Annotated in this window: 21 protein-coding genes and 1 pseudogene; 8 read left to right on the top strand and 14 right to left on the bottom strand. The window is 72.4% G+C overall.

Features of this window, described 5'->3' with window-relative positions:
• The first annotated feature begins 127 nt into the window (after positions 1-127).
• Entirely contained in the window at positions 128-1,120 is a 993-nt protein-coding gene (hemB, locus tag ACIBA9_RS25385) for a porphobilinogen synthase (protein WP_399366391.1), read from the top strand.
• 116 nt (positions 1,121-1,236) lie between these two features.
• Here the strand turns inward: hemB and ACIBA9_RS25380 are convergent, their stop codons facing one another.
• The 3 genes from ACIBA9_RS25380 to argS form a co-directional block, all read right to left on the bottom strand.
• The gene (locus ACIBA9_RS25380) at positions 1,237-2,058 is read right to left on the bottom strand and encodes a DUF4253 domain-containing protein (RefSeq protein WP_399366389.1); all 822 of its coding nucleotides are present in this window, start codon (positions 2,056-2,058) and stop codon (positions 1,237-1,239) included.
• Positions 2,059-2,234: 176 nt separating this feature from the next.
• Positions 2,235-2,918: a chaplin family protein gene (locus tag ACIBA9_RS25375; RefSeq protein WP_399366387.1), complete on the bottom strand. Its 684-nt coding sequence runs from the start codon at positions 2,916-2,918 to the stop codon at positions 2,235-2,237.
• A 249-nt stretch (positions 2,919-3,167) separates the two neighbouring features.
• Positions 3,168-4,937: an arginine--tRNA ligase gene (argS, locus tag ACIBA9_RS25370; protein ID WP_399366385.1), complete on the bottom strand. Its 1,770-nt coding sequence runs from the start codon at positions 4,935-4,937 to the stop codon at positions 3,168-3,170.
• A gap of 127 nt (positions 4,938-5,064) precedes the next feature.
• On the opposite strand from argS, the gene lysS reads away from it, so the two are divergent.
• A complete protein-coding gene (gene lysS / locus ACIBA9_RS25365; protein WP_399366383.1) occupies positions 5,065-6,810 on the top strand; it encodes a lysine--tRNA ligase in 1,746 nt (581 codons plus the stop codon).
• 99 nt (positions 6,811-6,909) lie between these two features.
• Here the strand turns inward: lysS and ACIBA9_RS25360 are convergent, their stop codons facing one another.
• The 3 genes from ACIBA9_RS25360 to ACIBA9_RS25350 all read right to left on the bottom strand — a co-directional run bounded on the left by ACIBA9_RS25360 (position 6,910) and on the right by ACIBA9_RS25350 (position 10,333).
• A complete protein-coding gene (locus tag ACIBA9_RS25360) occupies positions 6,910-8,205 on the bottom strand; it encodes a DUF2637 domain-containing protein (protein ID WP_399366381.1) in 1,296 nt (431 codons plus the stop codon).
• Positions 8,206-8,297: 92 nt separating this feature from the next.
• Positions 8,298-9,311 carry a DUF3558 domain-containing protein gene (locus tag ACIBA9_RS25355; RefSeq protein WP_399366379.1) on the bottom strand — a complete coding sequence of 338 codons (1,014 nt, stop codon included), beginning with the start codon at positions 9,309-9,311 and terminating at the stop codon, positions 8,298-8,300.
• Between the two features lie 113 nt (positions 9,312-9,424).
• Positions 9,425-10,333: a DUF3558 domain-containing protein gene (locus ACIBA9_RS25350; protein ID WP_399366377.1), complete on the bottom strand. Its 909-nt coding sequence runs from the start codon at positions 10,331-10,333 to the stop codon at positions 9,425-9,427.
• Between the two features lie 229 nt (positions 10,334-10,562).
• Here ACIBA9_RS25350 and ACIBA9_RS25345 point away from each other — a divergent pair, with 229 nt between their 5' ends.
• Positions 10,563-11,756 (top strand): RtcB family protein, encoded by a 1,194-nt coding sequence (locus ACIBA9_RS25345; protein WP_399366375.1) that lies wholly within the window; start codon positions 10,563-10,565, stop codon positions 11,754-11,756.
• Between the two features lie 55 nt (positions 11,757-11,811).
• On the opposite strand, the gene ACIBA9_RS25340 is transcribed toward ACIBA9_RS25345, so the two are convergent.
• The 3 genes from ACIBA9_RS25340 to ACIBA9_RS25330 are packed head-to-tail and all read right to left on the bottom strand — an operon-like array spanning position 11,812 to position 13,125.
• The gene (locus ACIBA9_RS25340; RefSeq protein WP_393902154.1) at positions 11,812-11,958 is read right to left on the bottom strand and encodes a hypothetical protein; all 147 of its coding nucleotides are present in this window, start codon (positions 11,956-11,958) and stop codon (positions 11,812-11,814) included.
• Positions 11,958-12,734: an SDR family NAD(P)-dependent oxidoreductase gene (locus ACIBA9_RS25335; RefSeq protein WP_399366373.1), complete on the bottom strand. Its 777-nt coding sequence runs from the start codon at positions 12,732-12,734 to the stop codon at positions 11,958-11,960. The genes ACIBA9_RS25340 and ACIBA9_RS25335 overlap by 1 nt, the downstream gene beginning before the upstream one ends.
• Positions 12,735-12,786: 52 nt before the next feature.
• Positions 12,787-13,125 (bottom strand): YnfA family protein, encoded by a 339-nt coding sequence (locus ACIBA9_RS25330; protein ID WP_393902152.1) that lies wholly within the window; start codon positions 13,123-13,125, stop codon positions 12,787-12,789.
• A gap of 343 nt (positions 13,126-13,468) precedes the next feature.
• On the opposite strand from ACIBA9_RS25330, the gene ACIBA9_RS25325 reads away from it, so the two are divergent.
• Entirely contained in the window at positions 13,469-13,774 is a 306-nt protein-coding gene (locus tag ACIBA9_RS25325; RefSeq protein WP_399366371.1) for a hypothetical protein, read from the top strand.
• A 29-nt stretch (positions 13,775-13,803) separates the two neighbouring features.
• Here ACIBA9_RS25325 and ACIBA9_RS25320 read toward each other — a convergent pair whose 3' ends face one another.
• Positions 13,804-14,223: a winged helix-turn-helix transcriptional regulator gene (locus ACIBA9_RS25320; RefSeq protein ID WP_393902151.1), complete on the bottom strand. Its 420-nt coding sequence runs from the start codon at positions 14,221-14,223 to the stop codon at positions 13,804-13,806.
• A 136-nt stretch (positions 14,224-14,359) separates the two neighbouring features.
• Here ACIBA9_RS25320 and ACIBA9_RS25315 point away from each other — a divergent pair, with 136 nt between their 5' ends.
• From ACIBA9_RS25315 to ACIBA9_RS25300, 4 genes and pseudogenes are all read left to right on the top strand, one after another.
• A complete protein-coding gene (locus ACIBA9_RS25315) occupies positions 14,360-15,250 on the top strand; it encodes an NADP-dependent oxidoreductase (protein WP_399366368.1) in 891 nt (296 codons plus the stop codon).
• A 90-nt stretch (positions 15,251-15,340) separates the two neighbouring features.
• Positions 15,341-15,763 (top strand): annotated as a pseudogene (locus tag ACIBA9_RS25310) (LLM class flavin-dependent oxidoreductase); the annotation flags it as partial.
• A 233-nt stretch (positions 15,764-15,996) separates the two neighbouring features.
• Positions 15,997-16,770 (top strand): response regulator transcription factor, encoded by a 774-nt coding sequence (locus ACIBA9_RS25305; RefSeq protein WP_399366366.1) that lies wholly within the window; start codon positions 15,997-15,999, stop codon positions 16,768-16,770.
• Positions 16,771-18,222: an ATP-binding protein gene (locus ACIBA9_RS25300; RefSeq protein ID WP_399366364.1), complete on the top strand. Its 1,452-nt coding sequence runs from the start codon at positions 16,771-16,773 to the stop codon at positions 18,220-18,222.
• A gap of 437 nt (positions 18,223-18,659) precedes the next feature.
• On the opposite strand, the gene ACIBA9_RS25295 is transcribed toward ACIBA9_RS25300, so the two are convergent.
• From ACIBA9_RS25295 to ACIBA9_RS25280, 4 genes are all read right to left on the bottom strand, one after another.
• The gene (locus ACIBA9_RS25295; RefSeq protein WP_399366362.1) at positions 18,660-20,510 is read right to left on the bottom strand and encodes a phosphatidylglycerol lysyltransferase domain-containing protein; all 1,851 of its coding nucleotides are present in this window, start codon (positions 20,508-20,510) and stop codon (positions 18,660-18,662) included.
• 113 nt (positions 20,511-20,623) lie between these two features.
• Positions 20,624-20,887, bottom strand: coding sequence for a hypothetical protein (locus tag ACIBA9_RS25290; protein WP_399366360.1), 264 nt, complete (start codon positions 20,885-20,887; stop codon positions 20,624-20,626).
• A gap of 223 nt (positions 20,888-21,110) precedes the next feature.
• Positions 21,111-23,375 (bottom strand): hypothetical protein, encoded by a 2,265-nt coding sequence (locus ACIBA9_RS25285; protein WP_399366358.1) that lies wholly within the window; start codon positions 23,373-23,375, stop codon positions 21,111-21,113.
• A 674-nt stretch (positions 23,376-24,049) separates the two neighbouring features.
• A complete protein-coding gene (locus tag ACIBA9_RS25280; protein ID WP_399366356.1) occupies positions 24,050-24,583 on the bottom strand; it encodes an NUDIX domain-containing protein in 534 nt (177 codons plus the stop codon).

Genomic DNA, 24,583 nt, shown 5'->3' with positions numbered 1-24,583 from the left:
GAGAATGGCGTGAATGGTCTGTCTGTGGACCCCCTATGGGCCCGTGACCGGGCAGACTGTGACTCCCGTCACCGGCCCGACAGGGCGTCGGCAAAGGAGGGGGCGCGGCGGGCGTAGCGTAGAAAGCATGACGAAGTACGGATCCTTCCCCGGTACGCGTCCCCGGCGGCTGCGCACCTCGCCCGTCATGCGCCGCATGGTCGCCGAGACGCGCCTGCACCCGGCCGACTTCATCCTTCCGGCGTTCGTCCGGGAGGGCGTGAGCGAGCCCGTGCCGATCGCCGCCATGCCCGGTGTCGTCCAGCACACCCGGGACAGTCTGAAGAAGGCCGCCCTGGAGGCCGTGGAGGCCGGGATCTCCGGGATCATGCTGTTCGGCGTGCCGGAGGAGTCCGGCAAGGACGCCCAGGGCACCGTCGGCACCGACCCGGACGGCATCCTGCAGGTCGCGCTGCGCGACGTGCGCGCCGAGGTCGGCGACGACCTGCTCGTCATGTCCGACCTGTGCCTGGACGAGTTCACCGATCACGGTCACTGCGGGGTGCTGGACGCCGAGGGGCGTGTCGACAACGACGCCACCCTGGAGCGGTACGCCGAGATGGCCCAGGTCCAGGCCGACGCCGGCGCCCATGTCGTGGGCCCCAGCGGGATGATGGACGGGCAGATCGGCGTCATCCGGGACGCGCTCGACCAGATCGGGCGCGAGGACGTGGCGATCCTCGCCTACACCGCCAAGTACTCCTCCGCCTTCTACGGCCCCTTCCGCGAGGCGGTCGGGTCCTCGCTCCAGGGCGACCGCAAGACCTACCAGCAGGACCCCGCCAACTGGCGCGAGTCCCTGCGGGAGCTGGAGCTCGACCTTGCCGAAGGCGCCGACATGGTGATGGTCAAGCCGGCCGGACCCTATCTGGACATCCTCGCCCGGGTCGCGGACAGCGTGGACGTGCCCGTCGCCGCGTACCAGATCTCCGGCGAGTACTCGATGATCGAGGCGGCCGCGGAGAAGGGCTGGATCGACCGGGACCGGGCCATCATCGAGACCCTGACCGGCATCAAGCGGGCCGGAGCACGGAACATCCTCACCTACTGGGCCACCGAGGTGGCGCGCAAGCTGCGCTGACCCCGGCTCACCAGCCGAGCGCGCGAGCGGCGCCAACGGCCGCCCCGGCTAAGCGTTTTCGCTGGGCGGGGCGGGCTGGGGCGAGGAGGCCACGACCAGGTTCCGACCCGGCGCGGTCAGTTCCACCGGAAGTGCCAGACGCGGGCGCCGACCAGTTCCCCGGCGTGGTCGCCCAGGCCGCCCGGGCCGATCCGCGCGAGGACGTCCGGGCAGAACGCGAAGTGCTCCGCCGCCAGCGGCTCGGCGTCGGCGAGGTCGGCGGGTGGCGCGGCCACGGACACCACCAGCGTGTCGAAGCCGAGCGCGACGACCCGTATGCCGAAGCGGTCCTCCCAGGAGCGCAGGACCGCGCACGAACGGGCCACGTCGTCCTCGTGGTCGAGCGGGCCGGACCAGCCGATGGCGGCGGGGATGTCGGCGGAGCGACGGGCCGGCACCAGGGCCAGCCGCGGTGGGTTCGCCGGCCGGGAGCGGGAACCGTCGGTCAGCGAGTCGGCCAGCCGGGCGGCGCAGGTGTCGGGATCGACGGTGAGGGCACCGGCCGGCGCGAGACCGGGCCAGTCCGTGTCGAACGGCGCGAGCGGCTCGGCCTGTTCGCCGTCGGGGTCCCCGTCCTCCCAGTACTCGGCGAGCACGTCCTGCGGGTCGTGGTCCCCGGGGTACGACGTGTGCCCGGGCCGCAGTTCCCAGTCGCCGGGGCCGCCCTGGGCGCCGTCGACATCGAGGAGTACCGGCAGGAGTCCCGCCCGGCGGGCCGGTATGCCCAGCGCCGCCCAATGCCCCGGCGCGGTGGGACCGCCGGCGTGCCACAGCAGCGGTTCCGGCCACGGGCCGTCCACCGTCGCGTCGATCAGCCGGCCGGGCGGCAGTTGCAGCCCGAGGGAGCGCCCGCTGGGGTCGGTGGCCAGCCTGGGCAGCGGGTTGGGAAGAGTCGCCATGGACGTGACTGTAGGGGCAGCCACTGACAGTCGGCCCCGCCGCGCACGGCCACCGCCGACGGGGCGTCAGACGCCGCGTCCCGCTGCCCCCGGGCGTCGTACGGCCTGGTCGGCCTGGTCGGCCTGGTCGGCCTCGTCGGGACGTGACCGACGAGGCCGTACGCCCGCGCCTGGGCTCATCCCTCGCGGTGGAGCGTCCGGGCGCGGAAGCGCCGGTAGAGCACCGTGCCGCCCAGCAGCGAGGCCATGCTCGCGGCGACGGCTGTCCAGGTGTCGTCCGTGCCCGTGTGGGCGAGGGTGCCGACGGTGGGGTGCCGTTCGACGACGGGCGTCGGCTTCGGCGCCGGGTGCTCCCTGACCGGCTGGGGCGGGGCCGGGGGTTCGGTGTGCTTCGGCGGGGTGACCCGGGTGGGCGGCTCGGGCTGCGGCTCCTCGTGGCGGGGGGTGGAGGTGTTGACGGACGTGTTGCCGAAGACGGGGTTGCCGATGCCCACCACGTCGACGGAGTTGCCGCTGACGTTCACCGGCAGATCCACCGGCAGCTGGACGCCGTTGCCGGAGACGACGCCCGGCGAGTTGTGCGTACTGCTCGCGGCGGTGGCCCCGCCCTTGGCCGGGCCGTGGTCCTTGGCGGTCCCGCCGCCGCCCACGTTGGCGCAGGTGTTGCCCATGGCGGGGTTGAGCAGTCCCACCACGTTGACGGTGTTGCCGCAGGCGTTCACCGGGACGTGCACCGGCAGCTGCACCGTGTTCCCGGAGATCAGACCGGGCGAGCCGACCGCGGCACCGTCCGCGGTGGAGTCGGCGTGCGCCGGACCTGCCATCGCCATCGCGCCCGAGGCGGCGGCGATGGCGATCACACTGTTTCGGGTAACCCGGTTCATAGGTTCCCTGCCTCTCCCAGACAATCGTCGCGGGCACTCACCCGCACACCGGGTGAAACGCGGCGGAAACCGTCTGAGTTATGGCTTATCCATCTTTCGCCCGGCGCCGGGTAAGTATTCGCTGCTCAGCGCCTAAAGATTGGGTACCGCCGGCCGTGGCGGACCGGGCGAAAGACGGCACCGCCGGTCCGATAAACCTCTCGGGAAATCGGACCGGCGGGTCTGTCAGAGCTTCTCGGGCGTCCGGATGCCCAGCAGGGCCATGCCCTGGTGCAGCGTGCGGGCCGTCACGTCGCACAGGAACAGACGGTTCTCCATCTGCTCCGGGGTCTGCGCCTTCAGCACCGGGCACTGGTCGTAGAAGGTCGTCAGGAGCGAGGCCAGCTGGTACAGGTAGGCGGCCAGCTTGTGCGGCTCGTACGACGCCGCCGCCTCCAGGACCGTCTCACCGAACCGGTCCAGGTGCAGGCCCAGCGCGCGCTCCGCGGGGGCCAGCTCCAGTTCCGGGTGGGCGGCGGGGCGGGCCTCGCCGGCCTTGCGCAGGATGGACTGGATCCGGGCGTACGCGTACTGGAGGTAGACGGAGGTGTCGCCGTTCAGTGACACCATCTGGTCCAGGTCGAACTTGTAGTCCCGCACGGCGGACGTGGACAGGTCCGCGTACTTCACCGCGCCGACGCCGACGTAGGCGCCGTTCTCGACGATCTCCTGCTCCGTCAGGCCCACCTTCCCGGCCTTCTCCCGGACGACCGCCGTGGCCCGCTCGACGGCCTCGTCCAGTAGGTCCTGGAGCCTGACCGTCTCGCCCGCACGCGTCTTGAACGGCTTGCCGTCCTTGCCGAGGACCGTGCCGAAGGCCAGCTGGGCCGCCGTCACGTCGTCGCCCAGCCAGCCGGCCCGGCGGGCGGTCTCGAAGACCATGCGGAAGTGCAGGGCCTGGCGGGCGTCCACCACGTACAGCAGGGTGCTCGCCTTGAGGTTGAAGACGCGGTCGCGGATCGCGGAGAGGTCGGTGGCCGCGTAGCCGTAACCGCCGTCCGACTTCTGCACGATCAGCGGGACCTGGTTGCCGTCCGGGCCCTTGATGTCCTCGAAGAAGACGCACAGGGCGCCCTCGGAGCGCACGGCGACGCCGGACTCCTCCAGCAGCCGGCAGGTCTCGGCCAGCATGTCGTTGTAACCGGACTCACCGACGATGTCGGCGTCCTGGACCCGCATGTCCAGCTTCTCGAAGACGGAGAAGAAGTAGATCTTCGACTCGTCCACGAACCGCTGCCACGTCGCGAGCGTGGCCGGGTCGCCGGCCTGGAGGTCGACCACCCGGCGGCGGGCGCGCGTCTTGAACTCCTCGTCGGAGTCGAAGAGCCGGCGCGCGGCCTTGTAGAGGCGGTCGAGGTTCGACATCGCCTCCTCGCCCGACACCTGGGCGTCCTTGTGGTCCAGCTCGTGCGGGTGCTCGTCCAGGTACTGGATGAGCATGCCGAACTGGGTGCCCCAGTCGCCGATGTGGTGGCGCCGGATCACGGTCTCGCCGGTGAATTCCAGCAGCCGGCCGACCGAGTCGCCGATCACCGCGGAGCGCAGGTGCCCGACGTGCATCTCCTTCGCCACGTTCGGCTGCGCGTAGTCGATGACCGTCGTACCGGCGTGCTCGGCGTACGGCACGCCGAGGCGGTCGGACTCGTCCGCGTACCGCGCGGCCAGGTTCCCGGTGATCGCCTTGTCCGCGATCGTGATGTTGAGGAAGCCGGGCCCGGAGACCTCGACGTCCTCGATCAGGTCGCCGGTGACCACCTGGGAGACGACCTGTGCGGCCAGCTCCCGAGGATTCGCCTTCGCCTTCTTGGCGAGCGCCAGGATCCCGTTGGCCTGGAAGTCAGCCCGGTCGCTACGTCGCAGCAGCGGGTCGGCGTCGGCGGCCTCCGGCAGGGTGGCCGAGAGGGCGGACGCGAGGTGCTGCTGGACGGAATCGCTGAGGGACTTGACCGAGGCCATAGGAATGGGTGCCGTTCTCCTCGTGGGGATGGATAGTCCCGGCCAGTATCCCATGGGGGGAAAAGCGGTTTTCCCGGTCGGCAGACCGTCTGTGACAATGGGGTGTCACCCGTTCAGAAAGAAGGACGTGCCGATCGTGGCTCAGAGCACCGATACCACCGACTGGGTCTCCCGTTTCGCGGATGAGGTCATCGAAGAGTCGGAGCGCCGGGCCCCGGGCAAACCGGTCGTCGTCGCGTCCGGTCTCTCGCCCTCCGGCCCCATCCACCTGGGCAACCTGCGCGAGGTCATGACCCCGCACCTGGTCGCCGACGAGATCCGCCGCCGCGGCCACCAGGTCCGGCACCTGATCTCCTGGGACGACTACGACCGCTACCGCAAGGTGCCGGCCGGAATCGCGGGCGTCGACCAGGCGGAGTGGGCCGAGCACATCGGCAAGCCCCTGACCTCGGTGCCGGCCCCGAAGGGCTCCGAGTACCCGAACTGGGCCGAGCACTTCAAGGCCGCGATGACCGAGTCGCTGGCCGAACTGGGCGTCGAGTTCGACGGGATCAGCCAGACCGAGCAGTACACCTCCGGCGCCTACCGCGAGCAGATCCTGCACGCGATGAGGCACCGCGCGGACATCGACGCCATCCTCGACCAGTACCGGACGAAGAAGGCCCCTGCCAAGAAGCAGCAGCAGAAGGCGGTCGACGAGGCGGAGCTGGAGGCCGAGGAGGGCTCGGGCGCCGCCGCCGAGGACGACGGCAGCTCCGGTTCCGCCGGCTACTTCCCGTACAAGCCGTACTGCGGTGACTGCGGCAAGGACCTGACGACGGTCACCTCGTACGACGACGACACCACCGAGCTGACGTACACCTGCACCGCCTGCGACTTCACCGAGACCGTGCGGCTGAGCGAGTTCAACCGCGGCAAGCTGGTCTGGAAGGTCGACTGGCCGATGCGCTGGGCGTACGAGGGCGTGATCTTCGAGCCGAGCGGTGTCGACCACTCCTCGCCGGGATCCTCCTTCCAGGTCGGCGGCCAGATCGTCGGCATCTTCGGCGGCGAGCGGCCGATCGGCCCGATGTACGCCTTCGTCGGCATCTCCGGCATGGCGAAGATGTCGTCCTCGCGGGGCGGAGTGCCCACCCCGGCCGACGCGCTGAAGATCATGGAGCCGCAGCTGCTGCGCTGGCTCTACGCCCGCCGCCGCCCCAACCAGTCCTTCAAGATCGCCTTCGACCAGGAGATCCAGCGCCTCTACGACGAGTGGGACAAGCTGGGCGCGAAGGTCGCCGAGGGCTCCGCCCTGCCGGCCGACATCGCCGCCCACACCCGGGCCGTCGGCACCGCCGCCGGTGAGCTGCCGAAGACGCCGCGCCCGCTGCCGTACCGCACGCTCGCGTCCGTCGCCGACATCACCGCCGGGCACTCGGACCAGGCCCTGCGCATCCTCTCCGAGCTGGACCCGGAGCAGCCGCTGGCCTCGCTGGACGAGGCCCGCCCGCGCTACGACAAGGCCGAGGCGTGGATCAACACGCACGTGCCCGCCGACCAGCGGACCGTCGTGCGCGAGGAGCCCGACGCCGAACTGCTGAAGTCCCTCGACGAGGCGTCCCGGCAGTCGCTGCGGCTGCTGCTCGACGGGCTCGCCGAGCAGTGGTCGCTGGACGGCCTCACGCACCTCGTCTACGGCGTGCCGAAGGTACAGGCCGGGTTCTCCGCCGACGCGACGCCCAAGGAGCTGCCGCCGGAGATCAAGATGGCCCAGCGGACGTTCTTCGCGCTGCTGTACCACCTGCTGGTGGGCCGGGACACCGGCCCCCGGCTGCCCACCCTGCTGCTGGCCGTGGGCCAGGACCGGGTGCGCCGGCTGCTCGGGGAGTAGCCCGGCGGAGGCGGCGGAGAACGCAGCGAAGGGGCCCTCCCACGGGAGGGCCCCTTCGCTCTGCGCGTCGAACGCGTCACGGCGTCACGCGAGGTGCCGTCACGCGATGTGCTCCTCCTGGAGCTCCCGGGTGTGGCGCTCGGCGAACCGGCCGACCATGCGGTCCGACTCCCGGGGCGGCAGGGCGATGCCGAAGGTGGCCTCCACGTCGTCCCGGAACTGGGCGGACGTGGGATAGCTGCCGTCGATCGACTTGCGGAAGACCATGTAGAAGTCCTCCTCGGTCGGTTCGGGCTCCGGGGTGCCGCCGCCCTCGCCCAGCTCACGGGTGCGGGTCGGCCCGACCGGGATGGGGAAGCTGCCGGTCTCCTCCGGGGAGGGCTGCTGGAACCGCTCCGCCGGCTGCTCCTCGTACCAGTCCTCGTACTGCTCCTCGGGCTCGTACTGGGGCTCGGGGGGCGGCTCGTAGGCGGGGTCGTAGCCGCCGTGGTACTCGATCTCGCGCTGCGCCTGGAACCAGGGGCTCTCCTCGTCCACCGGGGGCTCGGGGCGCTGCCCGCCGGCGGGCCGTGCCTGCCTCGGGATGCCGGGGGCCTCGGCGGTGCCCTCGTCCGCCGTCGCGGCGGCGGTGGGGGCGGGGGCGAGCTGTGCGGTGGCCGTGGCCGGCTGTGGCACCGGCGCGGGCCCGGGTGGCAGCAGCGCCGGCTCGATGCCCGCCGCCGCCAGACCCGCCGGGGCCGTCTCCGTCAGGGGCACGCCGTAGCGGGCCAGCCGCAGCGGCATCAGGGACTCCACCGGTGCCTTGCGCCGCCAGGACCGGCCGAAGCGGGAGTGCAGCCGGGCCTGGTAGACGAGACGTTCCTGCTCCAGCTTGATGACCTGCTCGTAGGAGCGCAGCTCCCACAGCTTCATCCGGCGCCACAGCAGGAACGTCGGGACCGGGGAGAGCAGCCACCGGGTGAGGCGGACGCCCTCCATGTGCTTGTCGGCGGTGATGTCCGCGATGCGGCCGACGGCGTGCCGGGCCGCTTCGACGGAGACGACGAAGAGGATCGGGATCACCGCGTGCATGCCCACGCCGAGCGGGTCCGGCCAGGCGGCGGCCCCGTTGAAGGCGATCGTCGCCGCCGTCAGCAGCCACGCCGTCTGGCGCAGCAGGGGGAAGGGGATGCGGATCCAGGTCAGCAGCAGGTCCAGGGCGAGCAGCACACAGATGCCCGCGTCGATGCCCACCGGGAACACATAGGAGAAGTTCCCGAAGCCCTTCTTGATGGCCAGCTCACGGACGGCCGCATACGAACCGGCGAAGCCGATGCCGGCGATGATCAACGCGCCGGACACGACCACGCCGACGAGAACGCGGTGCATCCGAGTCAGCTGCAGTGGCGCGGCCACTCGTACTCCCCTCCCCTTGCGTGTTGTTGCGCGCAACAGAGTGGCACACGTGTGCGGCGAACGTCGTGCCGGTCGGGCCTACGGCCCTCCGGTCAGCTCTTCTTGACGGCGGCCTTCGACGCGGACGCGGTGTCGGAGGGGGCCTTGGCGCCCGCCTTGGAAGCCGCCTTGGAGGCCGACGCGGACGGCGACTTGGACGGCGACTTGGACGGCGACTTGGACGGCGACTTCGAGCCCGGCTTCGAGGGCGACGCGGACGCCGTACCCGACGAACTCTGCCCAGAACCTTCACCGTTGGCGGCCGACACCGACGCGATCGCTTCCTTGACCGCCTGCTGCGCGGCCTTCGTCAGGTCGTCGGCGTCCGGGGTCTTCTCGCCTGCCAGACCGGCCCCGTTGTAGTCGACGGTGACGACGACGTTCTCCACCCGGGCCACGACCGTCTGCTGTTTGAAGAGGCCTTCCTTCTTCTTCAGGTCGTAGCGCACCGCCGTCGCCTCGGTGCCCGTGCCGGACAGCGGGACCACCTTGGCGTTCTTGGCGCCGTCCACCGCCTGGGCGTCCTTGGTCTGCCGGGTGTAGTAGGCGTGCGCCTGGGCCTCGCCGGCGCCCCGCGTGGAGTCCGAGTCGAAGCGGAGCAGGGAGACGTTCAGCCAGCGGAACTGGGAGCCCTTGACGCCGTTGTTGTCCAGGCTGCTCCAGGCGCAGGAGGAGCGGGACGAGGGGCTGTCCGAGCTGCCCTTCTTGCCCGACTTCCCACTCTTGGGGACCAGGTCGGTCAGGGTCTTCTTCGTCAGCACCGCGCACGCGTCCGGAAGCTTCCGGTACGCGGCCGGACGCACGGTCGGGGAGGCGCTGGCGGAGGGCTGCGTGGAGCCGGCCGCGGACTGCCCGGCGGAGCCGTCGCCGCCCTTGGCCTCGGAGCCGCCCGAGTCCGAGGAGCAGGCGGCGGTGATCAGCACCGCGGGTACGGCTGCCGCGCAGACAAGGGCCCGGCGGAGGCGCTTGGCTCGCTGGTCACTTCGCCACTGCCTGGACGGCGTGGGAGGTACCCCCTGGGCACGGTCGTCTCGCTGGGCTGCTCGCTGCATGGTTCCTTCACTCATGACGCTCGGTGTTCGTGCGGGTTCCTGCGGGGCCCCACCGTACGCGGTGAAGAAGCGGCGCGGCTCGTGTCCGGCCGCTCGCCGGACGGGGCCGGGCGGGGGCGCGACGGCCGTCAACCACCCAACTTGTCGGCCAGTTGAGAGGCCAGATCACGGGCCCTGTCCTGCATTTCCTTGCTGTCGGGGGGCGTTCCCACGGCCGTCGGCTGCTCCTCGTACTCGATGGTGACGATGACGTTGGACGTGCGGAACACCACAGTCACCGTCCGCGGTTCGGCCGTCGAACCGGAGGTGCTCAGCTGGTCGTCGAGATACGCCTCGTCACCGAGATCGGGCAGGACGCGCGGCTGCAGGGCCGCCAGATCGGCGCCGGACTGGGGGCCGGCGGCGGAGCCGGAGCCGGAGGCCGAGCCGGACGGGGAGCCGGCGGGGGAGCCGGAGCCGGAGGCCGAGCCGGACGGGGAGCCGGCGGGGGAGCCGGACGGCGAGCCCGAGGGGTCCGCCTGGTCGCTCGCGGAGTCCGTGGGCGAGGCGGGGGCGGTCGAGGCGCCCGTCGTCGCCGAGCCGCTCGGCTCGGGCAGATCGGCGGCCGTCTCCTGCTCCTGGTACAGCTTCTGCGCCTGGTCGTCGTCGCTGACCGCGTTGTCGTACGACACCACGCGCTCGAAGTCGACCGAGAGGCGGTCGGTGGCCTCGGCGGACATCACCTTCCAGCGGCAGCCGACCTTGCGGTCGGTGTCGTAGGTGAGCGAGGCCTCGCCCTGGTAGGCCTTGTCCCGCTGGCTCGGGTCGGTGATCTGCTTGACGCCGGGCAGCATCGAGTCGAGCGTGTCGTGGCCGACCGCGCCGCAGGGCTCGGGCAGGGTGCGGTACTTCCCGGGCTGGGCGGTGACCGCGGCCGTGCCGGCGTCCCCCGGATTGGCGTCGTCCGTCGGGCTGCCGCCCCCGGAGCCGCTCGTGCAGCCCGCCAGCAGCGCCGCGAGGAGGGCGGCGGTGCCGGATACGTACGCCTTGCGCCGCACGGTCGGTCTCCTCTCGTCGGTGTGCGATCCGACGGAGGTCGATCGCCCGGTGCTCCAGTGTCCCCGCTGGTTATTCGCTTGCCGCCGCGGGGCGTCCCCTGGAGACAATGTGTATCGCACGCACCGCCGTGGATGCCGGTCCCTCGTCCCTTCCGTAGACCTTCGCGCCGCTTTTGCGTTTTGTTGCTTTTAAGCCTTTTGTTGTCTTTGTCGGGGGAATGAGGAACACATGTCGTACGTGGAGATGCCGGGCGCCAAGGTCCCGATCCGGATGTGGACGGACCCCGCGACGGTCGAGGACGTGGCCCTGCGCCAGCTCCAGAACGTCGCCACCCTGCCGTGGATCAAGGGTCTGGCCGTGATGCCGGACGTGCACTACGGAAAGGGTGCGACGGTCGGATCGGTCATCGCGATGGCGGGCGCGGTGTGCCCGGCCGCGGTGGGCGTGGACATCGGCTGCGGGATGTCGGCCGTACGCACGTCCCTGACGGCGAACGATCTGCCGGGGGACCTGTCCCGGCTGCGCTCGAAGATCGAGCAGGCGATTCCGGTGGGGCGGGGGATGCACGAGGACCCGGTCGACCCCGGCCGCTTCCACGGCCTGGCCACCAGTGGGTGGGAGTCGTTCTGGGACCGGTTCGACGGGGTGGCCGAAGCGGTCAGGTTCCGTCAGGAGCGGGCCACGAAGCAGATGGGAACGCTCGGAAGCGGTAATCACTTCGTTGAGGTGTGCACGGACACGGACGGCGCGGTCTGGCTGATGCTGCACTCCGGCTCCCGCAACATCGGCAAGGAACTGGCCGAGCACCACATCGGCGTGGCCCAGAAACTCCCGCACAACCAGGGCCTGGTGGACCGGGACCTCGCCGTCTTCGTCGCGGACACCCCGCAGATGGCGGCCTACCGCAACGACCTGTTCTGGGCGCAGGAGTACGCCCGGCACAACCGCACCCTGATGATGGCGCTGCTGAAGGACGTCGTCCGCAAGGAGTTCAAGAAGGCCAAGCCGGCCTTCGAGCCGGAGATCTCCTGCCACCACAACTACGTGGCGCAGGAGCGGTACGAGGGCATGGACCTGCTCGTCACCCGCAAGGGCGCGATCCGGGCCGGCTCCGGCGAGTACGGGATCATCCCGGGCTCGATGGGCACCGGTTCGTACATCGTGAAGGGCCTGGGCAACGAGAAGGCCTTCAACTCCGCGTCGCACGGCGCCGGTCGGCGGATGAGCCGGAACGCTGCCAAGCGGCGCTTCTCGACGAAGGACCTGGAGGAGCAGACCCGGGGCGTGGAGTGCCGCAAGGACTCCGGTGTCGTGGACGAGATCCCGGGGGCCTACAAGTCGATCGACCAGGTGATCGAACGCCAGCGGGACCTCGTCGAGGTCGTGGCCAAGCTGAAGCAGGTCGTCTGCGTGAAGGGCTGACGCCCCGCGATGACGCGGTACGCCCGTGGGCGGTCCGGAACGGTTCCGGGCCGCCCTACTTCGCGTGGCGGACCGCGTAGATCATGACGAAGGCCAGGAAGTGGATGCCGAAGAGGAAGTAGGCCAGGAAGTACCAGACCTGGCGCTCGTCCTTCGTCTCCTGGGCCAGCCGGCGCTTTTCCAGGGAGTCCTCGTCGGACATCACCGCTCCCGGTGCACCTTGGTGTTGGAGGCCTGGGCGCGGGGGCGGACGACCAGCAGGTCGATGTTGACGTGGCTGGGGCGGGTGACCGTCCAGGTGATCGTCTCGGCCACGTCGTCGGCGCTGAGGGGCTCGGCGACACCCTCGTAGACCTTCGCCGCCCTCTCCTCGTCGCCGCCGAAGCGGGTCAGGGCGAACTCGTCCGTCTTGACCATGCCGGGCGCGACCTCGACGACCCGGACCGGCTTGGCGACGATCTCCAGGCGGAGCGTCTCGGCGAGCACATGGGCGCCGTGCTTGGCGGCGACGTACCCCGCGCCGCCCTCGTACGTGCTTAGTCCCGCGGTGGAGGAGACGACCACCACCACCCCGTCGCCGCTCGCCTCCAGCTTGGGCAGCAGCGCCTGGGTGAGGTTCAGGGTGCCGATGACGTTCGTCTCGTACATCGTGCGCCAGTCCGCCGGGTCGCCGGTGGCCACCGGGTCCGCGCCGAGGGCGCCGCCCGCGTTGTTGACGAGGACGCCGACCGTCTCGAAGGCCGTCGCGAACTCGTCCACGGCCGCGCGGTCCGTCACGTCCAGCTGGTAGGCCACCGCCGAGTGGCCCGCCTGCGTCAGCTCCTCGGCCAGGGCCTCGATCCGGTCCTTGCGGCGGGCGGTGAGGACGACGCGGTAACCGGCCTCGGCGAGCCGACGCGCCGTGGCGGCGCCGATGCCGCTGCTCGCACCGGTGACGACGGCGATGCGGGACGCGGCGGACGGGGCTGCGCTGGCCATGGGGTGCTCCTGGGCTCGGTGTGCGGACGGTTTCGTCCAGCGTAGGCGAGGCTCAGGCGCCGTTCCTCGGGGCCCACATGATCACGGCCATCCCGGCCAGGCAGATCAGCGCTCCGGTGACGTCCCAGCGGTCGGGGCGGTAGCCGTCGGCGACCGCGCCCCACAGCAGGGAGCCGGCCACGAAGACACCGCCGTACGCGGCGAGGATGCGACCGAAGTGGGCGTCCGGCTGGAAGGTGGCGACGAAGCCGTACGCGCCGAGGGCGAGGACCCCGCCCGTGACCCACAGCCAGCCGCGGTGTTCGCGCACCCCCTGCCAGACCAGCCAGGCGCCGCCGATCTCGAACAGCGCTGCGACGACGAACAGGGTGGCGGAGCGGAGGATCGGCATGGGGGCAGCCTCGCACGCCGGCGCCGCGTCCCCGACAACGCGTGTCACCTGTCGCAGGGCGCCTGTCCGGCGACCCGCGTGGCATACGTCCGGACGGCATGCGGGATCGCGTGTGCGTCCGGCGGTGAGGAGCGGTGCGCGGCGGCCGGAGGCGTGCGGGTGCGGACGGGACTGGGTGCGGCCGGGTGTGTGCCCGCGCCGCCCTGGCGCCGGGAGGCGCGTCGGCCGCCGGCGGGCCGGTGGGGGCGGTGGGCCGGTGGGGGCGGTGGCCGGTCCTCGGGCCGTGCGGAGCGTGCGGCCCGCTCCGGTGCCGGAGGGGGATCCGGCCTTTCACGGGGCCGCGGTGCTGACCGGGGACCGGGTGGAGGTGCGACTGGCCCCGCGCGACGACGGGGCCGCCGACGTCACCGACGCCACCGTGCGGCTGCGCTGGTCGGTGCGGCCGGCGGACCGGCAGCGGCTGCCCGCCCGGTGTGCCCGCGAGGACGAGCGGACCGTGGTGTGCGGGACCGGGGCGCCGGCCCCGGACGCGGCCGGGGAGGAGCCGCGCGTATCGGTACGGCTGCCGGGGCGGCCGTCGGAGGTGACGCTGGAGCCGGACACCGCATGGTGCGCGGGCGTGCTGGACAAGGACCGCCCTTCTGAGTAGCGCCCCTCCCGCGCGGCCCCGCCCCCGGGTCAGGCGGGGCCGGTCGCCCCGTCGTTCTCCTCGTCGTAGCGCTCGCGGGCCTCGCGCACCTCGTCCATATGGGTCTCCGCCCACTGCTTCACGGCGCTGAGCAGGCCCGCGAGGCCGGCCCCGAGCGGGGTGAGCGCGTAGTCGACGCGGACCGGCACGGACGGGGTGACGGTGCGGGTCACGATGCCGTCCCGCTCCAGCGCGCGCAGGGTCTGGGTGAGCATCTTGGGGCTGACGCCGGCGATCTTGCGGCCGAGGCCGCTGTAGCGCATGGGGCCGGCGGCCAGGGCGGCGACGACCAGGCCCACCCACTTGTCGCTGAGGCGGCCGAGGAGCTGGTTGGTGGGGCAGTCGCGCAGGAAGGCGTCGTAGTCGGCGCGGGCCTGTTCGCGCCGCTGGGCGGCGGTCATGGTCGCCATGGGTTCTCTCCTCCGGGGGACCAACGCACTCTCGGGTAACTACTTACCTATGGATAGTAGCTCTCCTAGGGTTGGTGCCGTGGCCGGGAAACCGGTCCGGAATCCGACAAGTGCCTTGTGCAAAGGGAGAGTTGACATGCTTGCCGCTGTGGTGAGGACGTTCGGCGGTCCGGAGGCCGTGGAGATCGCCGAGGTGGCGGTCCCGGAGCCGGCGGCCGGTCAGGTGCGGATCAAGGTGGCGGCCGGGGCGCTGAACCCGGTGGATCTGGCGACCCGGGCCGGGCTCTTCGGCGGGGAGGGCAGGACGATCGGGCTCGGCTGGGATGTCGCCGGGACGGTGGACGCGGTGGGGGTGGGCGCCGCCTGGCGGGTGGGCGACGAGGTCGTCGCCCTGGCGCCGGGGGTGGCCGAGCCGCTGGGGGCGCACGCCGAGTACGTCGTCGTCGCGGCGGACGCGGTGGCGAAGGCCCCGGCCTCGGTGGACGCGGTGCGCGCCGGGACCCTGCCGCTGAACGGGCTGACCGCCGCCCAGGCCCTCGATCTGCTGGAGCTCGAGCCGGGCTCGTCCCTGCTGGTGACGGGCGCTGCCGGGGCGGTCGGGGGGTTCGCGGCGCAGCTGGCCGCGCGCCGGGGCCTGGTGGTGACCGGGCATGCCCGGGCGGCCGACGAGGAGCTGGTGCGGTCGCTGGGAGCCGCGCACTTCACGGCCGAGGGCGTCCGGCCGGGCAGCGTGGACGCGGTGCTGGACACGGCGATGCTCGGTGCGCCGGCGCTGGAGTGGGTGCGGGACGGCGGGGTGTACGTCGGAGCGCAGCCCGGTAGGCAGCCCGGGTCCGTGCGCGGGGTGCGGACCACGGCGGTCGCGGTGCGCGCCGACGGGGCCCGGCTGGCGGAGCTGGTCCGGCTCGTGGACGAGGGGGCGCTGAGCCTGCGGGTGGCGGAGACCTTCGCCCTGCCGGACGCGGCCAAGGCGCACGCCCGGCTGGCCGGGGGCGGGGTGCGCGGGCGGCTGGTGCTGGTGCCCTGAGGCCGTGCTCGCGGCGACCGGAATAACCAGGGGTGGGTGACCGTTGGGCGGGTATAGTTGAACGGTCAACAATCTGGAGGGTGAGCGACCATGCAGTTCGGGATCTTCACGGTCGGCGATGTCACGCCGGACCCCACCACGGGGCGCACTCCGACCGAGCGCGAGCGGATCAAGGCCATGGTCGCCATCGCGCTGAAGGCCGAGGAGGTCGGGCTGGACGTCTTCGCCACCGGTGAGCACCACAACCCGCCGTTCGTGCCGTCGTCCCCGACGACCATGCTCGGCTACATAGCCGCCCGCACGGAGCGGCTGATCCTCTCCACCTCCACCACCCTGATCACCACCAACGACCCGGTGAAGATCGCCGAGGACTACGCGATGCTCCAGCACCTGGCCGACGGGCGCGTCGACCTCATGATGGGCCGCGGCAACACCGGACCGGTCTACCCCTGGTTCGGCAAGGACATCCGCGACGGCATCGACCTCGCCATCGAGAACTACGCCCTGCTGCGCCCCGGGGCTGGCCGAGCGGATCGAGAGGGCGGCCCAGGAGCTGTCGTCCCTGATGGAGAGGGCGCCGCGGCGGACCGAGGCCTCCGTGGTGCCGTTCGCCGAGCGACTGGCGGCGCTGGAGGGCTGATCCCCTTGGGGACGGGGCCGCCGGGACGGTGAGAGGCGGGTAAAAAGGGTGATCGCGAGGCCACCCGGCCCGGCCGAAGCACCGGCGGCCTTGGCAGACTGGAGCCGTGCCCCAGACAGTGCTGCTCGCCGAAGACGACCGTGCCATCCGTCATGCCCTCGAGCGTGCCCTGACCCTGGAGGGCTACGACGTGACGGCGGTCGCCGACGGCGTCGAGGCGCTGGCGCAGGCGCACAAGTCCCCGCCGGACGTGCTGGTGCTCGACGTGATGATGCCAGGCATCGACGGCCTGCAGGTCTGCCGCGTGCTGCGCGCCGAGGGCGACCGCACCCCGATCCTCATGCTCACCGCGCTGGTGGAGACCGCCGACCGCATCGCGGGCCTGGACGCCGGGGCCGACGACTACGTGGTCAAGCCGTTCGACGTGGAGGAGGTGTTCGCCCGGCTGCGCGCGCTGCTGCGCCGTACCAGCCCGGTGCCCGCACCGGAGGGCGACACCGGCGGCACGGGCGACGACACCGGCGTGATCACCAGCGGTGCCACCATCGAGCCCGGCCGCCCCGAGGCGCAGGTCTCCGGCCGGCGGCTCGAGGCCGCCGCGATCCGCATGGACCTCCAGGCCCGCCGGGCCTGGCGCGGCGGACGCGAGCTGGAACTGACCCGCACCGAGTTCGAACTGCTGGAACTGCTCGTGCGCAACGCGGGCATCGTCCTCGACCACTCCACGATCTACGACCGGATCTGGGGCTACGACTTCGGGCCCGGCTCCAAGAACCTCGCCGTCTACGTCGGCTATCTGCGCCGCAAGCTCGACGAGCCCGGCGCCCCGCAACTGATCCACACGGTGCGGGGCGTGGGTTACGTGCTGCGGGAGGACTGAGTGGGCCGCCAGCGGCGGCCGCCGGTCCTGCGCCGGCCCAAGCTCGTATCCCTGCGCACCACCTTCGCCGTGTCCTTCGCGGCCGTCACCGCCGTCGTCACGATCCTCGTCGGCATCCTGTCCTACAGCTCCGCCGCCCGGCTGGTCCGCGTCGACCAGCAGTCGGTGTTCACCCAGGTCGTGCAGGACGTCCAGGGCGAGGTGCGGCAGCACGCGATGGTCCCGGATGACTTCTCCTCCTCCCGGCCGGGGCACGACCTGGTCCGGCCCGCCCGCACCGATGTACAGGTGCTCGGCGCGCGGGGGCAGATCGTCGACCACGGCAGCCCGGTGCTGCCCGTCACCGCCCGCGACCGGTCCATGGCCGTCGCGGGGCCCGCCGGGAAGGTCGTCCAGCACAAGGACGTACGGGTCGACACGGACCTCTTCCGCATCGCCACCGTCTCGCTCGGCGACGGCCGGGGCGCGGTCCAGGTCGCCCAGGAGTTCAGCGACACCGAGGACCTGCTGCGGACGTTGCAGCAGCGCACGCTGATCCTGATGGCGGCGGTCGTGGTGGCCGCCGGACTGTTCGGCTGGTGGCTGGCCCGGCGGATCACCCGGCGGCTGGTGGTCCTGACGTCCGCCGCCGAGAACGTGGCCCGCACCCGGCAGCTGGGCATCCAGGTACCGGTCGCGGGCCTGGACGAGGTGGGGCGGCTCGGGCGGGCCTTCGACCGCATGCTGGGCCGGCTCGCCCAGTCCGAGGAGGACCAGCGGCGGCTCGTCCAGGACGCGGGTCACGAACTCCGTACGCCCCTGACGTCCCTGCGCACCAACATCTCGCTGCTGCGGCGGATCGACGAGCTTCCGCCCGGCAGCCGGGAGGACCTGGTCGCCGACCTCACCCAGGAGGCCCGGGAGCTGACCGACCTGGTCAACGAGCTGGTCGACCTGGCCGCCGGGCAGTCCGACGCCGAGCCGCCGCAGGCGGTGGACCTCGCCGACATCGCCGAGGACGTGGTGGGGCTGGCCCGCCGGCGCACCGGACGGGAGATCCTGCTGCGGGCGAGCGGTGACACGACGGCCGAGGGCCGCCCCGGGATGCTGCAGCGGGCCCTGTCCAACCTGGTGGAGAACGCGGCCAAGTTCGACCGGGGCGGCAGCGCGCCGATCGAGGTCGTCGTCATGGGACCGGCGCGGCCGGGCGCCGTGCGCGTGGAGGTGCGCGACCGGGGGCCCGGCATCGCCGACGGCGACCTGATCCGTATCTTCGACCGCTTCTACCGGGCGGCCGACGCGCGCTCCCAGCCGGGATCGGGCCTCGGGCTGTCCATCGTGCGCGAGGTCGCCATGGCGCACGGCGGAGCGCCGTTCGCCTCCCGGCGCGAGGGCGGGGGAGCGGTCATCGGGTTCACGGTGGGCGGCGGGATCGTGGGCAGCGGAACCGGACACGGCGGCGCAGGCGGCTGAGCACCGCCCGCGTCCGCTCCGGACGGCGCTCAGCGGCGACGGCGGGGCAGGCCGCGCCCAGCGCGGCTCCTTGCGGGTCGGGCGGCGGGCGGTTCTCTCGCGGGTCGGGCGGCGGGCGGTTCTCTCGCGGGGCAGGCCGCGCCCGGTGCCGGTCCCTCGTGGGTCGGGTGCCGGGCCGGTCCCTCGTGGGTCAGGTGCCTGGCCGCCCCCCCCCTCGCGGGTCGGGCGCCGGGCGGTCCCCTCGCCGGTCAGGCACCCGGGCGGTTCCCTCGCCGGTCAGGCGCCCGGCCGGTCCTTCGCGGGTCGGGCGCCGGGCCGGTCCCTCGCCGGTCAGGTGCCTGGCCGCCCCCCCTCGCGGGTCGGGCGCCGGGCCGCCCCCCTCGCCGGTCAGGTGCCCGGCCGCGGTTCCTTCGCGACAGGCCCTGTCGCGGACACGCCTAGGACGCCGGGCGGTGCTCCGTCGCGGGCCGCTGCTCGCGGCGGGCGAGGCCGGGCAGGCTGGGCGGGGTCAGGAACCCCTCCGCCCGGGCGCTCGCCAGGCCGATCCTCGGGATGTCGCTGCTCTTGGCGAAGAGCAGGAAGCGGGGCTCCCACAGCGGGCGGTACTTGGCGTTGGCGCGGTAGAGGGACTCGATCTGCCACCAGCGGGAGAAGAAGGTGAGGGTCGAGCACCACAGCCGCAGCACCGGGCCCGCGCCGAGGCGTGAGCCGCGTTCGAAGACCGAGCGGAACATCGCGAAGTTGAGGGAGACCCGACGGATCCCCAACTCCTCGGCCCGCGACAGCAGTTCGACGACCATGTACTCCATCAGGCCGTTCTCGCAGTCCCGGTCGCGGCGCATCAGGTCCAGGGAGAGGCCGTGCTCGCCCCAGGGGACGAAACTGAGCAGCGCGCGCGGTTCGTCGTCGGCGTCCCGGCACTCCAGCATCATGCAGCGGCCGTCGGAGGGGTCGCCGAGGCGGCCGAGGGCCATGGAGAAGCCGCGTTCGGTGGCGCCGTCGCGCCAGTGGTCGGCGCGGTCGACGAGCAGCGCCATCTCCTCGTCGCCGATCTCCTCGTGGCGGCGGACGCGGACGGTGTAGCCGGCCCGGCGGACGCGGTTGTGGGCCTGGCGGACCCCGCGCATGGCCCGGCCCTCCAGGGTGAACTCGGCCAGGTCGACGATCGCCTCGTCGCCCAGTTCCAGGGCGTCCAGGCCGTGACGGGCGTAGATGGTGCCCGCCTCCTCGCTCGCGCCCATCACCGCGGGGGCCCAGGCGTGCCGCCGGGCCTCGGTGAGCCAGGCGTCGATGGCGCCGGGCCAGGCCTCGGGGTCGCCTATCGGGTCACCGGAGGCCAGGCTGACACCGCCGACGACGCGGTAGGCGATGGCGGCCTTGCCGCTGGGGGAGAAGATGACGGACTTGTCGCGGCGCAGGGCGAAGTAGCCGAGGGAGTCCCGGTCGCCGTGCCGGGCCAGCAGCGCCCGGAGCCTGTCCTCGTCCGCCGCGGAGAGCAGGCACTCGCCGCGGGGGGAGCGGAAGCACGCGTACAGGACGAGGAGGAAGACCACGGCGGTCAGGATGTTGACGATCACGTCGGCCCACCGGGGCGCGAGCACGGTGGGCACATGGTCGGCGAGCGGGCCGACGCTGATGCCGCGCAGGAGGGTGTACGCCAGCTCGTCCTTGAGGGCGGCGCCGGGCAGGCGGTTCGTCGCGTGGACCAGGAGGGTGCCCAGGGCGCCGCCGAGGAGGGTGCCCCCGGCGCCGACGGCGAGGGCCAGCCGCGGGTTGGAGCGGTCGCCGATGGCGTCGAACTCGCGGCGGCCGAGCAGCAGGAGGACGACGAACAGGCCGGTGAGGGCGGCGGAGAGCCAGTTGAACACATGCCCGCGGAACGGGTCGCGGGTGAGCGCGACGACGTAGAGGCAGCACAGGGGGCCGGCCAGCAGCAGGTTGAACACCCAGGCGGCGCGCTTGCGGCGGCGCATCACCACCGCCAGGAACAGGGCGAGTGCCGCCGAGCCCAGGCCCGCCGTGGCGAGGTAGGGGGTGAAGTACTCGCCCGCGTTGTGCTCGTGCACTTCCTCACGGAAGGGCAGCGACACGACGGCGACGATGTTGAGGGCCGCGAGGAGCCGCAGATACCAGACGGTGGCGGTGGCGGCGCGGGCGCCCAGCCCGCTGCCGGGGGCCGGCCCGAAGCGGATCGGCGGGATCCCGGGCGGCAGGAAGCGGACGCCGCGGCCGGGGGTGCGGGGAGCGGGAACCCGTGTGGAGGTCAGGTTCGGCTGTCGAGCGGGCATGGTGACTGGTCACCTTGAGGGCGAGGGGACGGGGACGGAGCACCGTAGACCCTACAGCTTGTAGGGTTACCGGGTCACGGAGTCCGCACAGCCGGTACCCAGGGTCTCATCCGTCAACCACGGCGCCGGGCCATGGCCAGCAGCCAGGCCAGGTTGCCCACCGCCGCCCCGGCCGCCACCACGGCGACGATCACACCGCCGGTCGCGAGACCGTCACTGAACAGGTGGGGGCGCCGGTCGAGGCTGTGCAGCCCGAACCCGCACAGCTCGTACACGCCGATGGCGGCGATCACAAGGCTGACGACCAGCACGGTCAGGGTCGGCGCGAGACTGCGGACACCGACCTCTCCGCCGAGCTCCGCTTCCGTGTCCGGCATGACTCCCCCGTTGAACTGGCGTGTGACGCTGGCGGTTGGGAACCTACAGCACGTAGGGTCGCCGTCCGGGCGGGGTGCGCGGTGCGTCGTAGGTCTTCGGGGACGGCCGGCCGGCATGCGACGGTGTACGACGACCATGGTCCCACGGCGCCGGCCGTGGCCCGGACAGCCGCCTGGGCACCCCGGCCCGGTCGGCCCCACCCAGGTTGCACAGCCGGGGTCTCTACGCGTGCCGGGGATTGACGGTCAGCGTCCGTAGGACCTCCCGGGCCTCGGCGCGGAAGCGTTCGTCGTCGAGGATGATCTGGTCCTGGAGGCCGGCGCCCACGATGCGCCGGTCGCCGTCCGCGAGATCGCGGATCAGGTCGAGCCGAGCGTCGGTGAAGGCGGTCGGGCCGAGCGCGACGCAGGCCTTCAGCACTGCCGAGGCGGAGCGCGCGTACGAGCCCGGTCTGGCCGCCGCCAGGACACGGTCGGCCAGGGTGGTCCGGGCGAACCCGGCGAGTGTGTCGGCCTCGGGATAAGCGCTGGTCAGGACGAGTACGACGACAGGGGAGAGGTGCGGATCGTCCAGCAGCGGCAAGAGGTCGGGGACGAGCGGCTCGGCCGGGGGACCGAGCAGGCAGGCGACTTCGGCGGCGCGTCTCGCCGTCTCCTGACCCCACGTATGGGAGGCCCAGGCGAGGCCCTCCTGGATCACCGGGAGCACCGCCCGCTCGTCCCCGGTCAGTTCCCAGACCAGCGCTGCGGCCCCGAGCGCCGCCCTGATCGCCGGCACGGTCTCGCGCGACTGCGGCGGTTCCGCCAGCAGTGTGTGGAGCAGCGGCAGCAGGGGACGAGCTGCCTCCCCGAGCGAGGCGGCCGCGGTGACGATGTGGTCCAGGCTGTTGCCTCGCTTGGCCAGCGACTCGGAGAGTACGGAGATCAGGGGGTCGGCGTCGCCGGTCAGGGAGTGGAGTGCGCTTGCCGCCGCCTGACGCGTGGCCGGTGTTCCCTGTCGGGCTTGGGCTCCCAGCGCCTCGATCACGTGGGCGTCGGTCTGGGGATCGGCCACGCCGGCCAGGGCGCGGCTGACCGGGTGCGGATGACGGGGCAGCGCGGCGAGCAGCTCCGGCAGGGCGGCTCTGGCCTGTCTGCCCCAGGCGGCCAGCAGCCCGCTCAGGTGAACCGGTTCGTTGGTCGCGGCCGGCCCGCCGTCGAAGACCGAACCGCGCTCGCGGGACGTTTCGGCGGCGAGCCGGACGCGTATCGCGTCGAGCAGTTCAGGGTCGTAGGGCAGGGGCGTCCGGTCCTCGCCGGGCGCGTGGACATCACGCGGCGTTCGGGTCTCACCGGTCGCGAGGCGGTACGCGGCCTTCAGCGCGCGGGGTCGCTCGGGCAGGTGGCGGGCGAGCAGCCCGTTCGCCTCCGGGGCTCCCAGGGCCACCAGCGCGGCGAGGGCCTCGTCGGCCGATGCGTCATTGCCCTGCGCGATGGCAAGCAGGGCCGGGACCGCCTCCGGGGCTGGCTGACACCAGGTGCGCAGCAGCGCAATCACGTCGGCCGCGGTGGCCGGATCGTCGAGCAGCGGGAGCAGTGCGGGCAGCAGCCGTGCCGGGGTGGTCCGTGAGCGGCGGGCGAGTGACTCGGCGGCCCATCGCGCCTCGGTGGTGGCGGCCGGCGCGTGCTCGCTCTCCTGATCCCGTAGGGCCGCGGCCCGTCCGAGCGCGGCGCCGACCACGTCGATGGCGGTGTCGACCTCGCCGCGTGTGTGCAGGGCCTTGGCGAGCGCCTGGAGCGGCTCCCGCTCCCACAGGTCACCGAAACCGTGCCGCTCCAACGGGACCAATGCCGTGACGCACGCGGTCGTCTCCATGTCCCACGGCAGGCCTTGGTCGGCAGTGACCAGCAGCGCCGCGACCTGAACCGGCGCCGGCTCGTTTCCGGCGAGCGCAGCGGAGCACAGCTCGCCGGCCGCATCGGGATCCAGGAGCGCACAGGCCGTCAGCACATCCGCCCGCACCGCCGGATCGCTCTCCGCCGCCCAGCGGGCCCGCAGCGCCGCACGGGCGTCGGGGCCGACCGCCGACCGGCACTGGGCCACCGTCCACGCCGTGGTCCGCCGCACCTCGCGATCGTCGTCCGCGAGCAGCGGCAAAAGCAGCCCCAGGTGTGCCGCAACGGCGCGGCGAGCCGCGCCGGGCACCGGAAGATCGTGCTCGTCGACACTCCCGGCGATCACGCCGAGCATGCCCACCAGGGCGCTTTGGCGCACGCCTTCGGCAACGAGCCGTGCCAGGAAGGGCACCGCGGCCGCTGTCGCCGTGTAGACCGTGCCCTGGTGGACGATGCTGCTCCACAACGCCTGCTCCGCCTCCGCGGCGGTCTCCTCCACCGGGGATGCGAGATCCCGCAGCAGCGCGGGGACGTCCTCCGCAGAGCCGTAGGCATGGCGAAGCCGTGACCACTCCGTCCGGTCGAGGTCGGCGAAGACGAGGCGGAGATCCATGCCGCGGATCATGCCACCCGGAACCGACAACGCTCGGCCGGGCCTACCTCGGCAGCGCGACCGTGGCCGAGCTCCGGGCGGGATGTGCTCGCCCAGAGCCACCAGAAGAGAGGGGCGGTGGTACTCCCCGATGCAGCGGGTCGGCTGGCCACCGCCTACGGGCACATCCTTCTGCCGGACGCGGCGACCCGGAATGATGGGCTGCCCGTCCTCGATCAGGCGGCGCAGGTTGCTCGGCAGTACAGGCTGAGCCACGAGCTGCGCGGCATCGCGGGCATCCGAAGAGGCCAGCAGGGATGAGCCAGGGAGTGCCAGCGCCAGGGACGGGTTCAGATCCGCCAGGCTCTGCAGGTTCAACCGGTGGCGCTTGGCAATCAGTTGCATTGCCTCGACGGAAGCGCAGGGCATCCCGACCTTCAGATAATGCTCAACAGATGCTAGCGCTGCCGGCGGCAGCCAGCCAAGAGTGCGGAGCTGCTTGAGTGCCGCCGCTGCAGCGTACGGACTCGGGTTCGTAGGTGTACTTCCTGGCTGCCGATCCGGCGGACGGCCATCGCGCTCCGCTGCGGGTCGTTGGTATCCGGTGTTCATGCGACCGCAAGCGAGCGACTCCGGCGGCCAGGCACGAGTGGGAGGAGGCCCCCCAGACAGCCCCTCGCGCCGCAGTTGGCCCTCTACCGCCAGCCGTCGAGGGAAACCTCCGGGCCTCCAGCGAGATACCGGTGGAGGGCGCTCGCGGTCGTGTCCACGAACTCCTCGGGGATGGCGTCGGTGTCGACCCAGCGGACCTGAGCGTGCTTGCGAGGTTCGCGATTCTCCGGCTCGCCGGACCACTCGTGGGCGACGAAGACGACCGTGAGGAAGCCGTTGGGAGCTTCCACGCCCCAGGCGCCGTGGATGATGTGGGCGACCTTGAGCGCTTCCGGCTTGACGGTCAGACCGGTCTCTTCGTACAGCTCGCGGACTGCTGTCGCGGTGATCGGCTCGCCGGGCTCGCTCTTGCCGACGGGGAGGTCCCACATGCCCTTGGCGAATTTGGCCTGGTCGCTGCGCTGGAGGAGGACCACGCGGTTGGTGGCCTTGTCGTGGACGATGACGGCGGCGACTAGCAGGGTCATGGATTCAAGGGCGGGCTTGAGCGCCTTGGGCTGGTCATCGGTTGTCGGCTGAGCCACGGGTGTCCCTTCGTCGGCCGGGTTGGTGGGCAT

The organism is Streptomyces sp. NPDC051452 (assembly GCF_044454765.1).
Taxonomy (GTDB): Bacteria; Actinomycetota; Actinomycetes; order Streptomycetales; family Streptomycetaceae; genus Streptomyces.
This window is presented reverse-complemented; position numbering and strand designations above follow the sequence as displayed.

Coding starts and splice junctions, on each gene's coding strand:
- ACIBA9_RS25380 (WP_399366389.1), bottom strand. CDS start 2,058: ATGGCGACTCTTCCCAACCCGCTGCCCAGGCTGGCCACCGACCCCAGC.
- ACIBA9_RS25345 (WP_399366375.1), top strand. CDS start 10,563: ATGTCGTACGTGGAGATGCCGGGCGCCAAGGTCCCGATCCGGATGTGG.
- ACIBA9_RS25290 (WP_399366360.1), bottom strand. CDS start 20,887: ATGCCGGACACGGAAGCGGAGCTCGGCGGAGAGGTCGGTGTCCGCAGT.
- ACIBA9_RS25330 (WP_393902152.1), bottom strand. CDS start 13,125: ATGCCGATCCTCCGCTCCGCCACCCTGTTCGTCGTCGCAGCGCTGTTC.
- ACIBA9_RS25285 (WP_399366358.1), bottom strand. CDS start 23,375: ATGGATCTCCGCCTCGTCTTCGCCGACCTCGACCGGACGGAGTGGTCA.
- ACIBA9_RS25335 (WP_399366373.1), bottom strand. CDS start 12,734: ATGGCCAGCGCAGCCCCGTCCGCCGCGTCCCGCATCGCCGTCGTCACC.
- ACIBA9_RS25320 (WP_393902151.1), bottom strand. CDS start 14,223: ATGGCGACCATGACCGCCGCCCAGCGGCGCGAACAGGCCCGCGCCGAC.
- ACIBA9_RS25280 (WP_399366356.1), bottom strand. CDS start 24,583: ATGCCCACCAACCCGGCCGACGAAGGGACACCCGTGGCTCAGCCGACA.
- hemB (WP_399366391.1), top strand. CDS start 128: ATGACGAAGTACGGATCCTTCCCCGGTACGCGTCCCCGGCGGCTGCGC.
- ACIBA9_RS25355 (WP_399366379.1), bottom strand. CDS start 9,311: ATGAGTGAAGGAACCATGCAGCGAGCAGCCCAGCGAGACGACCGTGCC.
- argS (WP_399366385.1), bottom strand. CDS start 4,937: ATGGCCTCGGTCAAGTCCCTCAGCGATTCCGTCCAGCAGCACCTCGCG.
- ACIBA9_RS25340 (WP_393902154.1), bottom strand. CDS start 11,958: ATGTCCGACGAGGACTCCCTGGAAAAGCGCCGGCTGGCCCAGGAGACG.
- ACIBA9_RS25315 (WP_399366368.1), top strand. CDS start 14,360: ATGCTTGCCGCTGTGGTGAGGACGTTCGGCGGTCCGGAGGCCGTGGAG.
- ACIBA9_RS25295 (WP_399366362.1), bottom strand. CDS start 20,510: ATGCCCGCTCGACAGCCGAACCTGACCTCCACACGGGTTCCCGCTCCC.